This window comes from Microbacterium sp. M4A5_1d (assembly GCF_053345465.1).
In genome coordinates, this window is record NZ_JBKFAD010000001.1 from 338,199 (window position 1) to 350,998 (window position 12,800).

A 12,800-nucleotide genomic window follows, 5' to 3' on the forward strand; every position below is an offset into this window, starting at 1 on the left:
GATGGCTTCCTCACCCGCACCACGGAAGAAGATCCTGTGGTTGGCGCGCCTCGAGCGCCGCTTCCACTCGTGGCGCGAACGACGCGCCCGCGCGCGCGGTCAACGACCGACCGTCGCCGCATACCCCGGCTATGGCGGCGACGGCTGGGTCCGTGTCCTCGGACGCGTGCTGATCGCACCGAAGAAGCGGCCCGCGAAGGGTGGCGAGTACGCCTCGGTCCGTGGGTGGCGCAGCTTCGCGTCGGTCCCGGTGGCGTTCGCGCAGGTGAGGGTCACCGTCGCGGGCACGACGCATGAGATCGTGGCCGATCGCGGCGGCGTCATCGACGTCGAGCTGCCCGGAGCCCTCGAGCCGGGCTGGCAGACGATTTCGATGACCGTCGAAGGCAGCGAGGTCATCGAGACCCGCGTCTTCGTGATCTCCGGCGACACCGACTTCGGAATCATCTCCGACATCGACGACACGGTCATGGTGACCGCTCTGCCGCGTCCCTTCGTGGCGGCATGGAACTCGTTTGTCCTCGACGAGCACGCGCGCCAACCGGTGCCCGGGATGGCCGTCATGCTCGAGCGGCTGACGCGCGACCGTCCGGGCAGCCCGGTGATCTATCTGTCGACCGGCGCGTGGAACGTCGCGCCGACCCTCATCCGATTCCTGCGACGCCATGTCTTCCCCTCGGGACCGATGCTTCTCACCGACTGGGGGCCGACCCACGACCGCTGGTTCCGCAGCGGACGCGATCACAAGGCCGAGAACCTGCGCCGCCTCGCGAAGGAGTTCCCGCATGTCCGCTGGCTCCTGGTCGGCGACGACGGCCAGCACGACGACGCCCTCTACACGGCGTTCGCCAGTGAGTACCCAGATCGGGTGCGTGCTGTTGCGATCCGTCGACTGTCACCGGCGGAGGCGGTTCTCGCCGGTGGCCGCACCGCGGTGAACGATCACTCCGCGGCGCAGGTGCCGTGGGTCTCCGGCTCGGATGGAGCGGCGCTGCTCGACCGGCTCGCCGATGTCGGCGTGATCGCGCGCGACTGAGGTCGGCATCGCCCGGATGTCGCACGGGCGCCCTACGCTGAAGACATGTGCGGTCGTTTCGTCGTAGCCCGCGTCGGTTCCGAGCTCGCGAGCGTTCTGCACGCCGAAGTCGTCCCCGACGATCTGCCCCGTCCGTCGTTCAACATCGCGCCGACAGCGCAGGCGACGATCGTGCTCGACTCGGTCAAGACCGAGCCTCCGACGCGTCGCCTCGCCTCCGCCCGCTGGGGCCTCGTGCCCGGCTGGGCCAAAGATCCGTCGGTCGGATCGCGGGCGTTCAACGCCCGGTCCGAAGAAGCGGCGGAGAAGCCGACGTTCCGCGATGCGCTGGTCTCGCGCCGGGCCGTCATCCCGGCATCGGGCTATTACGAGTGGCGAGATCACGGCGGTGCGAAGACGCCTCACTTCGTCCGGCCCGAGAACGGTGAGCCGCTCTTCTTCGCTGGGCTCTACGAATGGTGGAAAGACCCGTCGCGCCCCGTCGACGACCCGGGCCGGTGGCTGCTGAGCTTCACCATGCTGACGCGCTCAGCGGTCGGCGGTCTGGCCGAGATTCACGACCGCATGCCGCTGATGATCGACGCCGAGTATGCCGATGTTTGGCTCGATCCCACCACCGAATACCCGGCCGACCTGCTCGACGCGGTGTCCGAGGCGGCTCCGGTCGTCGTGGACACGCTCACCTGGTTCGCCGTCGGCTCCGCTGTGGGAAACGTGCGCAATGACGATCCATCGCTCATCGAGCCGGCGTGACGCGGTTTCCCAGCGCACCGGTGTCTATCCTCGAGAGGTGACGCTCCGCCTCTCCGCCCCCGTGCAGTTGGCGCCTGAGACATGGCATCAGCTCGCCGACGAGCACGCGGAGCGCGCTGATGCGCTCACGGAGGCGCACCGGCGGCGCGCTTCGCGCGCTGAGAAGCACCCGGTCGAGGACTTCCTGTTCACGTATTACTCCTACAAGCCGGCCATTCTCCGGCGCTGGCATCCAGGCCCCGGTGTCGTCCTGAACGGCGGCGCGGACCAGCGCGGCGGCTGGCGCTGGTATGAGATCGTCGGCGGCCGCAACGCGCGTGTCGCAGACGAGCAGTTCCGCCAGGAGCGCGCGTCACTGTACCGCGGTGTGACGGGACTCCTCCGCGCAACGCGCGACCGCGCGGGGGTCTTCGGCTGCTTCGGCCTCCATGAGTGGGCGATGGTCTACCGGACCGATGCCACGCGCCACGAGATCCCGCTCCGGCTGGGCGCGGCGGGAACGGATGCCGTCGTCGAGGCCCACGACCTGCGCTGCACGCACTTCGACGCGTTCCGGTTCTTCACGCCCGAGGCCGTGCCGCTCAATCGCGAACCGCTCGACCGAGAAGGGGCCGTCGCACGCGAGCAGCCGGGTTGCCTGCACGCCGGCATGGACGTCTACAAATGGATGCTGAAGCTCGGGCCCCTCGTTCCCGGACATCTGCTCCTGGACGCCTTCGTTCTGGCTCGCGACATCCGCGAACTCGATATGCGCGCCTCGCCCTACGATCTGCGTGACTGGGGCTACTCCCCCGTTGCGATCGAGACTGCCGACGGCAAGGCCGAGTACGTGCGCCAGCAGCGGCTGCTGAGCGCCCGCGGTCAAGCGTTGCGCGCCGCGGTGCTCGACGTGGTCGACGCCGCAGCGGCCGTCTGAGCATTCGAGTCACGCCGGGTGTGTCGCCCGAGCCGCAGCACTCCGCCACTCGGGCGACACCACCGCCGTAAAAACACGAAATCCCCGCCGAAGCGGGGACTTGGTGGACCTGAGGGGACTCGAACCCCTGACCCCCTGCATGCCATGCAGGTGCGCTACCAGCTGCGCCACAGGCCCATGGTTTCCGCTCTCGCGGCAACTCATTTAGCTTACAACATCTCCAGGGGTGCTCGTGACCACGGCGGCCTCGATCGGGATGACCGGGCAGTCCTTCCACAGGCGCTCGAGCCCGTAGTAGACGCGCTCCTGCTCGTGGAACACGTGAACGACGAGGTCTCCGAAGTCGAGCAGCACCCAGCGCGACTCGGTGCGGCCCTCCCGGCGCAGACGCTTGTGGCCGGCCTCGAGCATGCTCTCCTCGACCGCATCGGCGATCGCGGCGACATTGCGCTCGCTGTTCCCACTGACGAGCAGGAACGCATCGACGAGCGGGAGGGGCTGCGACACGTCGAGGGCAACGAGGTCTTCGCCGCCCTTCGATTCTGCGGCCGTCGCGGCGACGGCGACCATGTCGATGACTGCTTGTGAACTCATCCGAAGACTCCTGTGAAAAGCGAGACGAGCAGAACGCCCGCCAGGGCGAGGGCGAGGGCCCCCGCGGTGATGGCGAGGGCGACCGTCCAGCGGCTGCCCTTCTCCGGCGCCGGCGGACGAATGACGTCCTCGGCGCTCTTGATGGTCGAGATGGCCGCGCTCGCGGCGATGGGAGTGGGCGAGGACGACGCCGGCAGCTCGCCGTCCACGAGAACCGCATCGACCTCCTTGCCGTCCGCAACGCCCGGGACGACACCGGTCGAACCGAAGTTCTCGGGCAGCGTGAACGTCCCGGTGATCAGAACCTCGCCTGTCGCGGTCACGGGTGCGACCAGCGGGCCGCCGTCGGGGTTCTCGGCGAGGATCAGTGCGTTCGGCGTCGTGAACGCGCCCGTCGCCGCGGCACTGCGCGACAGCAGCTGATCGAACGATGCGGGCACGTCGCTGGCGGCGGACTCCCCCGCGAGCAGATCGGCGCCGAGGTCGTTCGAGACGACGTGGCGCTCTGGTTCCTCTTCATCCGCGGTCTCGTCGATCGCGCGCTCGTCGTCACCGACAACATCGTCTTCGGCGATTTCGTGCGCGGCGATGTCGTGCTCGGCGATGGACTCTTCAGGGACGGTCTGCTCCGCCTCGACAGCCTCGGAGCCCGCTGCCTCGGACTCGGTCTCGACCACAGCGTCAGTGACGTCCGGGGAGGCGGCTTCCGTTTCGGCATCCGCACCATCGGCCGCCTCGGCCTCACCGTCAGCCCCGGGGGCGTCGAGCTCGGCGCGGTCCTGGGCATCCTCGTCGGCGGCATCCGACTCGACCGCTCGAGCCGCTTCATCGGCGTCGTGTGGACCGGACGCGTCGGAGTCGTCGGATTCGGCCGCCACGGTCGGGTGCTCGCCGGTCGCTGTCACGACAGGGATGGATGCCGTGCGGATCTTCTCCTGCAGGCGAGCCTGGCGACGGGTCAGCGCGGGCGAGCCGAGATCGACAGACGTCTGCGGGACGGGCGCCGGGGGAACCTCGACCGGCTCCGCAGCACGCGGCAGCGGCGCTGGGGCGGGCGTCGGCTCCGCTCCGGTCGCCGACGCGTCGTCGGTGGCGTCAGGGTCGACGATGATCGGATTGGAAGCCGTGTTGCGCAGCTCACGCAGTTGTCGGCGCGTCAGCTGCGGAGTCGGTGGCTGTTGCTCGTTGTCGCTCATGCCTTGCTCCGATAGAGATGATGCTTCGCAATGTATTGGACGACCCCGTCTGGAACGAGGTACCACACCGGATGTCCGCGTCCGACTCGTGCCCGGCAGTCGGTCGACGAGATGGCCAGCGCGGGGATCTCGAGCAGGCTCACGTCATCGCTGGGCAGTCCGGCACTCGAAAGCGTGTGGCCGGGACGCGAGACGGCGACGAAATGCGCGAGCTCCCACAGTTCATCATGGTTCCTCCAGCTGAGAATCTGCGCGATGGCGTCAGCTCCGGTGATGAAGAAGAAGTCGGCGTCGGGACGTTGTGCCTTCAGATCGCGCAGTGTGTCGATCGTGTACGTCGGACCGTCGCGGTCGATGTCGACGCGACTCACCGTGAACATCGGGTTCGAGGCCGTCGCGATGACCGTCATGAGGTACCGATGCTCCCCCGGCGACACGAACGACTTCTGCCACGGCGTTCCCGTCGGCACGAAGATGACTTCGTCCAGATCGAACGACTGCGCGACCTCGCTCGCGGCCACCAGGTGCCCATGATGAATCGGGTCGAACGTGCCGCCCATCACGCCGATACGCGGCGCACGCGTTCCCGTCATCGGTGCGGCCTCAGTGGTGGCCGTTCTCCGACTGCGTCAGTTGCTTGCCGTGAGCGGCGGCGTAGGCCTCGGCCTTGCCGTCGTGGCGGTTGGCGACGTTGCGGTACGACAGCGTCACGAGACCGAGAGCGAGGAAGATGACCAGGGCGATGACGCCGAAGATCATCGTCTCCGCCTGCACATTGCCGTGGTGCTCGGTCTGCTCGGCGGCGAATGCGGTGATCGTGGCGAGGGTCATCGTGGCTCCGTTCGTTTCGCGCGGCGGCGCGTATCAAGTTTAGGTGGTCAGGCGCGCGTCTGGCCGGCGCCGCGCGCGAGCCACTTCGTGCTGGTCAGCTCAGGAAGTCCCATCGGGCCGCGGGCATGCAGCTTCTGAGTCGAGATGCCGACCTCGGCACCGAAGCCGAACTCGCCCCCGTCGGTGAACCGCGTCGACGCGTTCGCCATGACGACAGCGGCGTCCACTTCAGCGAGGAAGCGCTCGGCATTCGCATCGTCGGCGGTCACGATGGCCTCGGTGTGCATCGTCGAGTAGCGACGGATGTGCTCGAGAGCCTCGTCGAGATCGTCGACCACGCGCATGGCGAGGTCGAGGCTCATGTGCTCGGTCGCCCAGTCGTCGTCCGTTGCGGGAACGGCGGCGGGCACGAGGCGGCGCACGTCATCGTCGCCGTGGATCGTGACTCCTGCGCCGATGAGCGCCGCGGACACGGGCGGAACCAGGCGGTCGGCCGCCGACCGCACGACGAGCACGGTCTCGACCGCATTGCAGACGCTCGGCCGCTGCGCTTTCGCGTTCACGACGATCTCGCGCGCCCACTCGAGCGGAGCGGACTCGTCGAGGACGATGTGGACGACCCCGGCTCCGGTCTCGATGACCGGCACCGTCGACTCGGTAACGACGGTCTCGATGAGCTGGGCACTGCCGCGAGGAACCAGGACGTCGACGAGGCCCCGGGCCCGCATGAGCGCCCGCGCGCCGTCGCGGCCGAAGTCATCGACGGTCTGGATGCCGTCGGGGTCGACCCCGGCTCGCTGCAGCGCACCCCGCATCGCCTCGATAAGCGCGGCGTTGGTCGACTGCGCTGCGGAGCCGCCGCGCAGGACGACGGCGTTTCCTGAGCGGAGCGCGAGCGCCGTGATGTCCACCGTGACGTTCGGCCGGGCTTCGTAGATGGAGGCGACGACGCCGAAGGGCACGGACACCTTCTGGAGTCGCACGCCGCCCGGCAGCTCGCGCTCATCGAGCACACGCCCGACAGGATCCGGGAGGCGTGCCACATCGCGCACAGCACGCGCGAGGGACGCGACGCGTGCCTCGTCGAGCATGAGGCGGTCGCGCAGACCGGCAGAGATCCCGTCCGCCTCGCCGCGCTCCAGGTCATCGCGGTTCGCCGTGACGATGCGGGCGGTGTCGGCGATCAACGCGTCGGCGATGCCGTCGAGGAGCAGGGTCTTGGCGGCATCGTCCAGAAGGCCGATCGAGCGGCTCGCCCGTTTCGCGGCGCCCAGGCGCTCGGCGACGTCGGATGCGACGGCTGTGGTCATCACGCCAGTCTAGCGACGGCGGCCTCAGCCCTGACCGACGCCGATCGCCCCGGTACCGGTGATCAGCGCGGGCGCGGGATTCGCCTCGAACCACGTGCCGACATCCGCACCCGCGAGGGCTTCGCTGGCGAGGTCGATGCTCGTCACGAGCGCCGCGACCCCGCCCTCGGCGGCCAGCCGCGCGGCCGAAGCCTTCGTTGCGGCACCGCCGGTGCCGACGCTGTTGACCACCGTCGCGCCGAATTCGTACCCGCTGAGGTCGTCATCGAAGGAGACGGTCTCGATGGAGCGCGCGCCCGGCTCGCTCGGCGGCCGGGTGTAGAGGCAGGCGATATCGCTGAGCAGCACGAGGGCGTCCGCCCCGACGAGGCGCGAGACGAGAGCCGCGAGCCGGTCGTTGTCACCGAAACGGATCTCGTGTGTCGCGACGGTGTCGTTCTCGTTGACGATGGGAAGGATGCGGAGCCCCAGCAACCGCTCCATCGCGCGGCGTGCGTTCGATCGGTGCGTCGGGTCGTCGAAGTCCCCCGCGGTCAGCAGCACCTGGCCCGCGACGATGCCGTACTGTCGCAGGGCGTCCAGGTAGCGATAGACCAGGACGTTCTGCCCGACGGCCGCTGCTGCCTGCTGGGTGGCGAGGTCGGTGGGGCGCTCGTCGAGACGAAGGTACGGCATGCCGGTCGCGATCGCGCCCGACGAGACGAGCACGACCTCGGTGCCGCGGGCGTGCGCCTCTGCCAGCGCGTCGACGAGGGAGTCGATCTTGCCCGCGTTGTCCCCGCTGATCGAGGAGGAGCCGACCTTCACGACCACGCGTCGGGCACCGTTGAGCTCCCGGCGCGCGAGCAGGCTCACGCGTCGTCCTCTGCGACACCTCGCGACTTCTCAGCGCGGCGCTCTGCCTCGAGTTCCGCCCGAGCCTCAGCCTTGGCATCCATCCGCTCGCGGTACCGCTCGCGACGCTCATTCGACGTCCGGCGCGGATTGAGGTCGAGACGCGGATCGGTGCCGCGCGGAGCGGTCATGAGCTCAGCGGCCGACGACAGCGACGGATGCCAGTCGAAGACGATGCCGTCGCCCTCGCCGATCACGACCGTCGAGCCCGGGGTCGCACCGAGCCGGAACAGCTCGTCCTCGATGCCGAGCTTGTCGAGACGATCGGCGAGGAAGCCCACCGCTTCCTCGTTCTGGAAGTCGGTCTGCTGCACCCAGCGCACCGGCTTGGCGCCGAGGATGCGGTAGACGTTGCCGTAGGTGCCGCCTTCGACGCGGATAGTGAAGTCGCGTTCGGCGCCCTTGGGGCGGATGACGATCCGTTCTGCGGGAACCTCGGCAGCGGCGGCGACACGGTGCTCGGCGACGAGCTCGGCCATGGCGAACGAGAGCTCGCGCAGACCCTGACGGCTCACGGTCGAGATCTCGAACACGCGGTAGCCGCGGGCTTCGAGGTCGGGACGCACGAGGTCAGCGAGATCGCGAGCCTCGGGGACGTCGGTCTTGTTGAGAGCGATGAGCTGCGGGCGCTCCAGCAGCGGCACCTGACCCTCGGGAACCGGATACGCGCCGAGCTCGGCGAGGATGACGTCGAGGTCGGTGAGGGGATCGCGTCCCGGCTCCAGCGTCGCGCAATCGAGCACGTGCACCAGGGCCGAGCAGCGCTCCACATGGCGCAGGAACTCGAGACCGAGTCCGCGTCCCTCGCTCGCGCCCTCGATGAGGCCCGGCACGTCTGCGATCGTGTAGCGGATGTCGCCGGCCTGGACGACGCCGAGGTTGGGATGCAGCGTCGTGAACGGGTAATCTGCGATTTTCGGGCGGGCGGCGGACATCGCCGCAATGAGGCTCGACTTGCCCGCGGAGGGGAACCCGACCAGTGCGATGTCGGCGACCGTCTTCAGCTCGAGCTGGACATCGCCTTCCCAGCCCGGGGTTCCCAGCAGCGCGAAGCCGGGAGCCTTTCGCTTGGGAGACGCCAGTGCCGCGTTGCCGAGGCCGCCCTGTCCACCCGGAGCCACGACGAAACGCATGCCCGGGGTCACCATGTCGACGAGTGTCTCGCCCTCGGGAGACTTGACGACCGTGCCGACAGGGACGGGGAGCTCGAGGTGCTCCCCCGCCGCGCCCGAGCGGTTGTCGCCCATGCCGAAGCCGCCGTTGCCGCCCGACCGGTGGGGCGAGTGGTGATACGACAGAAGCGTCGTCACCTGGGGATCAGCGACGAGGACGACGTCGCCGCCGTCACCGCCGTTGCCTCCGTCGGGGCCGGCGAGCGGCTTGAACTTCTCGCGGCGCACCGACACGCAGCCGTTGCCGCCCTTGCCGGCACGCAGATGCAGCGTGACCCGGTCGACGAACGTCACCATGCGGTGCCTCCTGGAAAACAGGGCGAGGGGCGAGCCGAAGCCCGCCCCTCGCCGCGAAGTGGTCTGGTCCGAATTACTCGGCAGCCGCCACGATGTTGACGACCTTGCGGCCACCCTTCGTGCCGAACTCGACGGCACCGGCCGCGAGTGCGAACAGGGTGTCGTCGCCGCCACGGCCGACGTTGGCGCCGGGGTGGAAGTGGGTACCGCGCTGGCGGACGAGGATCTCGCCGGCGTTGACGGCCTGGCCGCCGAAGCGCTTCACGCCGAGGCGCTGTGCGTTGGAGTCACGACCGTTACGGGTGGAGCTTGCGCCCTTTTTGTGTGCCATCTCTGCGTCTCCCTGGCTTACTTGATGCCGGTGATCTTGACGCGCGTGAGGTCCTGACGGTGGCCCTGGCGCTTCTTGTAGCCGGTCTTGTTCTTGAACTTCTGGATCACGATCTTCGGGCCGCGCTCCTCACCGAGAACCTCGGCGGTGACCGTGACCTTCGCGAGCTTGTCAGCGTCGGTGGTCACGGCGTCGCCGTCGACGAGGAGAACGGCGGGAAGCTCGAGCTTGTCACCGATCTGAGCCGCCTGACGATCGAGGACGACGATCGTGCCGACCTCGACCTTCTCCTGACGGCCGCCGGCGCGCACAACTGCGTAAACCACTTCACACCTGTTTCTTCTGTGGAGCGCACGGCTCCGATTGTCTTTGCGAGACTGGAAAGTCTTGGTGCGCGTGCCCCAGAGGATCCTGTGGCTGAGCCGCAATCGTGACGGGACGTCGACGGACTCGCTGCACCAAGGGTCCACTTTACCGGATGCCGGGAGATCCGGCAAAAGGACGGCCGGGTGTGTCGCTTCGGAGCCGCCGAGCGAGGCGCTCCCTAGGATCGGAGGATGGCGATCCTCATCGACGATCCGCGCTGGCCGGCCCACGGCCGCCTGTGGTCGCACCTGGTCAGCGACACGGACCTCGATGAGCTCCATGCCTTCGCGCGACGCCATGATCTGCCCGCGCGGGCATTCGACCTCGACCACTACGACGTCCCCGATTCGGCATTCGAGCGCCTCATCGCCGGCGGCGCCCAGCACGTCTCTGGCCACGAGCTCGTACGCCGGCTCATCGCCTCCGGGCTGAGGGTCACAGCGCGCGAACGCCGCGGGATCTGAAGCGATCCCGCGGCGTCCTTCTCGGCGATGGGCGTCAGTCGTCCGAAGCCGGCGCAGCTGACACCGGGGTGCCGCTGAGAGCGGCCGTGGTCACGCGACGACGTCCTCGTCCCTGACCGGGCGCCTTGGGCTCGGGAAGCGCGTTGAGGACCGAGTCGAGGAGAAGATCCTTCTCGGTCCGCGGCGCCTTGGGCTCGGCCTTCTTGCGACGGGGCTTCTTCGGGCGCTCGACGGGCGCAGGCTCGGCCTCGAGGGGAGCCGCGATGATCTCGGCATCCTCATCGGCCGCGGTCGCCTGGATCGTCGAGGCAGCGATCTGCGCCAGGGCCGACTTCGCGCCCTCGGTGATGACGTGGGTGCCACCGTTCGCGGGAGCCGGTGCCGCGTTGCCGCCGCCGCGACCGCGCCGCGCCGAGCCGTTGCCGTTGCCGCCCTGAACTCCGCCACCGCGGTGCTTGACGACCGGGTCGTGGTGAACGATGACCCCGCGGCCAGCACATACGTCGCACGCCTCGCTGAATGTCTCCAGCAACCCGAGGCCCAGCTTCTTGCGCGTCATCTGGACGAGACCGAGAGAGGTGACCTCCGCGACCTGATGCTTGGTGCGGTCGCGGCTCAGGCATTCGATGAGGCGCCGCAGCACGAGATCGCGGTTCGATTCGAGCACCATGTCGATGAAGTCGACGACGATGATGCCGCCGATGTCGCGCAGACGAAGCTGGCGGACGATCTCTTCCGCAGCCTCCAGGTTGTTCTTCGTGACGGTCTCTTCGAGGTTGCCCCCGGAACCGACGAACTTGCCGGTGTTGACATCGACCACGGTCATCGCTTCGGTGCGGTCGATCACGAGCGAACCTCCGGAAGGCAGCCACACCTTGCGGTCGAGGGCCTTCTCGATCTGTTCGGTCACGCGGAACGCGTCGAACGGGTCCTGCTCGTCCTCGTACTTCTCGACGCGCTCCAGGAGATCGGGAGCGACGCCGGTGAGGTAGGAGGTGATCGTCGAGTACGCCTCGTCACCCTGGATGAGCATTCGCGAGAAGTCCTCGTTGAAGACGTCGCGCACGATCTTCACCAGCAGATCGGGCTCGGAGTGCAGGAGGGCCGGCGCCTGGATCTTCTCGAGCTGCGAGCTGATGTGCTCCCACTGCGAGGTGAGGCGCTGAACGTCGCGCGTCAGCTGATCCTCGGTCGCGCCCTCGGCGGCGGTGCGCACGATCACACCCGAGGACTCCGGGAGCACCTCTTTGAGGATGCGCTTGAGACGCGCCCGCTCGGTGTCGGGCAGCTTGCGAGAGATGCCGTTCATCGCACCGCCGGGGACGTACACGAGGTAGCGGCCGGGCAACGAGATCTGGCTGGTGAGGCGCGCGCCCTTGTGTCCGACGGGGTCCTTCGTGACCTGCACGAGGACGCGGTCGCCCGACTTCAAGGCGAGCTCGATGCGACGGGGCTGGTTGCCCGTCTCGACGGCATCCCAGTCGACCTCGCCCGAGTACAGCACGGCGTTGCGGCCACGCCCGATGTCGACGAACGCGGCTTCCATGCTCGGCAGGACGTTCTGCACGCGGCCGAGGTAGACGTTGCCGATGAGGGAAGCGTCCTGGTTGCGCGCGACGTAGTGCTCGACGAGCACGTTGTCCTCGAGCACGGCGATCTGGATGCGGCCGCTCTTCGAGCGCACGACCATGACGCGGTCGACCGCTTCGCGTCGCGCGAGGAACTCCGCCTCGGTGACGACGGTGCGTCGACGACCGGCTTCCCGCCCGTCGCGGCGACGCTGCTTCTTCGCCTCCAGGCGAGTGGAGCCCTTGATGCGCTGGGGCTCGGTGATCAGCTCGACGGCGCGCTGGCGCGGAGCGGGCTCATTGCCCTCGTCGCCGTTCGACCCGCCGCGGCGACGGCCACGGCGGCGCGAGCTGCTCGAGCTCGACGAGGATCCGTTGTCGTCGTCATCGGTGTCGTCCGGCAGCGCGGGAAGAGGCGCGATCTCGGGCGCGTAGAAGTGCAGCGCGGTGGACACCGCCGATACGAACTCCGCCGGCAACAGGCCGAGCGAGACCGCGGTGGGCGGGCCGGAAGCGGCCGGCTCGTCCGTGGGCGCCGGCTCGTCCGTCGGCGCCGGCTCCTCAGCGGGGGCCAGCTCCTCAGCGGGGGCCGGCTCCTCAGCTTCTTCGGCGGACGCCGGCTCGCCAGTGGGGACGACGGGTTCCTCCGAGGGGGCGGCCTCCTCGACGGGCGCGGACTCGGGCGCGGGTGCGGCAGGCGTCCCCTCGGTGCCGGTCTCCGCGGTCATTCCGGAACCGGGTTCCGGCGCGGCATCCTCGGCGGCGCGCCCGCTGTCGATGTGCTCCTCGGTGGCGTCGATCGACGTCACCGCGTCAGCGAGCTCGGCTGCGGCGGGATCTACCGCGTTCGCGGGCTCATCGGGGGTCGGGCTGTCGTTACGATCATCGGCCATCACTGGCGTACTCCTCTTCGGGCGGCACCGCGCGCCACCCGGTACATCTCTGGCGGCGTCGCTCCCGGAAGGACGAGCCGCGAACTCACTCGGTGTGCAGCCGGCTCTCGGCGCGGCCTGCGTGGGCAGCCATTGCCCGAAGTCTCTCGTGATGTCCTGTCGCAGCGCGGCTGCAGACG

Annotated in this window: 14 protein-coding genes and 1 tRNA gene; 4 read left to right on the forward strand and 11 right to left on the reverse strand. The window is 68.9% G+C overall.

The annotated features are described in order from the left end of the window. Position 1: 1 nt before the first annotated feature. From ACLBWJ_RS01510 to ACLBWJ_RS01520, 3 genes are read left to right on the forward strand one after another with little or no spacing between them, the layout of a single operon-like run. Positions 2–1,036, forward strand: coding sequence for an App1 family protein (locus ACLBWJ_RS01510; protein WP_112614726.1), 1,035 nt, complete (start codon positions 2–4; stop codon positions 1,034–1,036). Between the two features lie 45 nt (positions 1,037–1,081). Continuing rightward, on the forward strand, positions 1,082–1,789 hold the full coding sequence (locus ACLBWJ_RS01515) for an SOS response-associated peptidase (protein ID WP_447659613.1): 708 nt from the start codon (positions 1,082–1,084) through the stop codon (positions 1,787–1,789). 37 nt (positions 1,790–1,826) lie between these two features. Next, positions 1,827–2,705 (forward strand): 3-methyladenine DNA glycosylase, encoded by an 879-nt coding sequence (locus ACLBWJ_RS01520; RefSeq protein WP_447659614.1) that lies wholly within the window; start codon positions 1,827–1,829, stop codon positions 2,703–2,705. 101 nt (positions 2,706–2,806) lie between these two features. On the opposite strand, the gene ACLBWJ_RS01525 is transcribed toward ACLBWJ_RS01520, so the two are convergent. The 10 genes from ACLBWJ_RS01525 to rplU all read right to left on the reverse strand — a co-directional run bounded on the left by ACLBWJ_RS01525 (position 2,807) and on the right by rplU (position 9,656). Further along, positions 2,807–2,882, reverse strand: a tRNA-Ala gene (locus ACLBWJ_RS01525). Between the two features lie 27 nt (positions 2,883–2,909). After that, positions 2,910–3,299 (reverse strand): ribosome silencing factor, encoded by a 390-nt coding sequence (gene rsfS / locus ACLBWJ_RS01530; protein WP_112614722.1) that lies wholly within the window; start codon positions 3,297–3,299, stop codon positions 2,910–2,912. Next, positions 3,296–4,495 (reverse strand): hypothetical protein, encoded by a 1,200-nt coding sequence (locus tag ACLBWJ_RS01535; RefSeq protein WP_282500963.1) that lies wholly within the window; start codon positions 4,493–4,495, stop codon positions 3,296–3,298. The genes rsfS and ACLBWJ_RS01535 overlap by 4 nt, the downstream gene beginning before the upstream one ends. Then, complete coding sequence (gene nadD, locus ACLBWJ_RS01540) at positions 4,492–5,088, reverse strand: nicotinate-nucleotide adenylyltransferase (protein ID WP_094261568.1); 597 nt, start codon at positions 5,086–5,088, stop codon at positions 4,492–4,494. The genes ACLBWJ_RS01535 and nadD overlap by 4 nt, the downstream gene beginning before the upstream one ends. 10 nt (positions 5,089–5,098) lie before the next feature. Further along, the gene (locus tag ACLBWJ_RS01545; RefSeq protein ID WP_112614718.1) at positions 5,099–5,326 is read right to left on the reverse strand and encodes a hypothetical protein; all 228 of its coding nucleotides are present in this window, start codon (positions 5,324–5,326) and stop codon (positions 5,099–5,101) included. Between the two features lie 47 nt (positions 5,327–5,373). Continuing rightward, on the reverse strand, positions 5,374–6,636 hold the full coding sequence (locus tag ACLBWJ_RS01550) for a glutamate-5-semialdehyde dehydrogenase (RefSeq protein ID WP_114589479.1): 1,263 nt from the start codon (positions 6,634–6,636) through the stop codon (positions 5,374–5,376). Between the two features lie 24 nt (positions 6,637–6,660). Continuing rightward, positions 6,661–7,491 carry a glutamate 5-kinase gene (gene proB, locus ACLBWJ_RS01555; RefSeq protein ID WP_404567847.1) on the reverse strand — a complete coding sequence of 277 codons (831 nt, stop codon included), beginning with the start codon at positions 7,489–7,491 and terminating at the stop codon, positions 6,661–6,663. After that, a complete protein-coding gene (obgE, locus tag ACLBWJ_RS01560) occupies positions 7,488–8,999 on the reverse strand; it encodes a GTPase ObgE (RefSeq protein ID WP_274177868.1) in 1,512 nt (503 codons plus the stop codon). The genes proB and obgE overlap by 4 nt, the downstream gene beginning before the upstream one ends. Positions 9,000–9,072: 73 nt before the next feature. Continuing rightward, the gene (rpmA, locus tag ACLBWJ_RS01565) at positions 9,073–9,330 is read right to left on the reverse strand and encodes a 50S ribosomal protein L27 (RefSeq protein ID WP_023950785.1); all 258 of its coding nucleotides are present in this window, start codon (positions 9,328–9,330) and stop codon (positions 9,073–9,075) included. A gap of 17 nt (positions 9,331–9,347) precedes the next feature. Continuing rightward, positions 9,348–9,656: a 50S ribosomal protein L21 gene (gene rplU, locus ACLBWJ_RS01570; protein WP_023950787.1), complete on the reverse strand. Its 309-nt coding sequence runs from the start codon at positions 9,654–9,656 to the stop codon at positions 9,348–9,350. A 231-nt stretch (positions 9,657–9,887) separates the two neighbouring features. Here rplU and ACLBWJ_RS01575 point away from each other — a divergent pair, with 231 nt between their 5' ends. Next, entirely contained in the window at positions 9,888–10,160 is a 273-nt protein-coding gene (locus ACLBWJ_RS01575) for a DUF4031 domain-containing protein (protein WP_112614710.1), read from the forward strand. 34 nt (positions 10,161–10,194) lie between these two features. On the opposite strand, the gene ACLBWJ_RS01580 is transcribed toward ACLBWJ_RS01575, so the two are convergent. Then, complete coding sequence (locus ACLBWJ_RS01580) at positions 10,195–12,621, reverse strand: Rne/Rng family ribonuclease (protein WP_447659615.1); 2,427 nt, start codon at positions 12,619–12,621, stop codon at positions 10,195–10,197. Between the last annotated feature and the right edge of the window lie 179 nt (positions 12,622–12,800).

Excerpts from the sequence above, each read along its gene's own strand:
- ACLBWJ_RS01580 (WP_447659615.1), bottom strand. The coding sequence starts at position 12,621 with ATGGCCGATGATCGTAACGACAGCCCGACCCCCGATGAGCCCGCGAAC.
- ACLBWJ_RS01575 (WP_112614710.1), top strand. The coding sequence starts at position 9,888 with ATGGCGATCCTCATCGACGATCCGCGCTGGCCGGCCCACGGCCGCCTG.
- ACLBWJ_RS01515 (WP_447659613.1), top strand. The coding sequence starts at position 1,082 with ATGTGCGGTCGTTTCGTCGTAGCCCGCGTCGGTTCCGAGCTCGCGAGC.
- rsfS (WP_112614722.1), bottom strand. The coding sequence starts at position 3,299 with ATGAGTTCACAAGCAGTCATCGACATGGTCGCCGTCGCCGCGACGGCC.
- obgE (WP_274177868.1), bottom strand. The coding sequence starts at position 8,999 with ATGGTGACGTTCGTCGACCGGGTCACGCTGCATCTGCGTGCCGGCAAG.
- ACLBWJ_RS01535 (WP_282500963.1), bottom strand. The coding sequence starts at position 4,495 with ATGAGCGACAACGAGCAACAGCCACCGACTCCGCAGCTGACGCGCCGA.
- ACLBWJ_RS01510 (WP_112614726.1), top strand. The coding sequence starts at position 2 with ATGGCTTCCTCACCCGCACCACGGAAGAAGATCCTGTGGTTGGCGCGC.
- ACLBWJ_RS01550 (WP_114589479.1), bottom strand. The coding sequence starts at position 6,636 with ATGACCACAGCCGTCGCATCCGACGTCGCCGAGCGCCTGGGCGCCGCG.
- ACLBWJ_RS01545 (WP_112614718.1), bottom strand. The coding sequence starts at position 5,326 with ATGACCCTCGCCACGATCACCGCATTCGCCGCCGAGCAGACCGAGCAC.
- rpmA (WP_023950785.1), bottom strand. The coding sequence starts at position 9,330 with ATGGCACACAAAAAGGGCGCAAGCTCCACCCGTAACGGTCGTGACTCC.
- nadD (WP_094261568.1), bottom strand. The coding sequence starts at position 5,088 with ATGACGGGAACGCGTGCGCCGCGTATCGGCGTGATGGGCGGCACGTTC.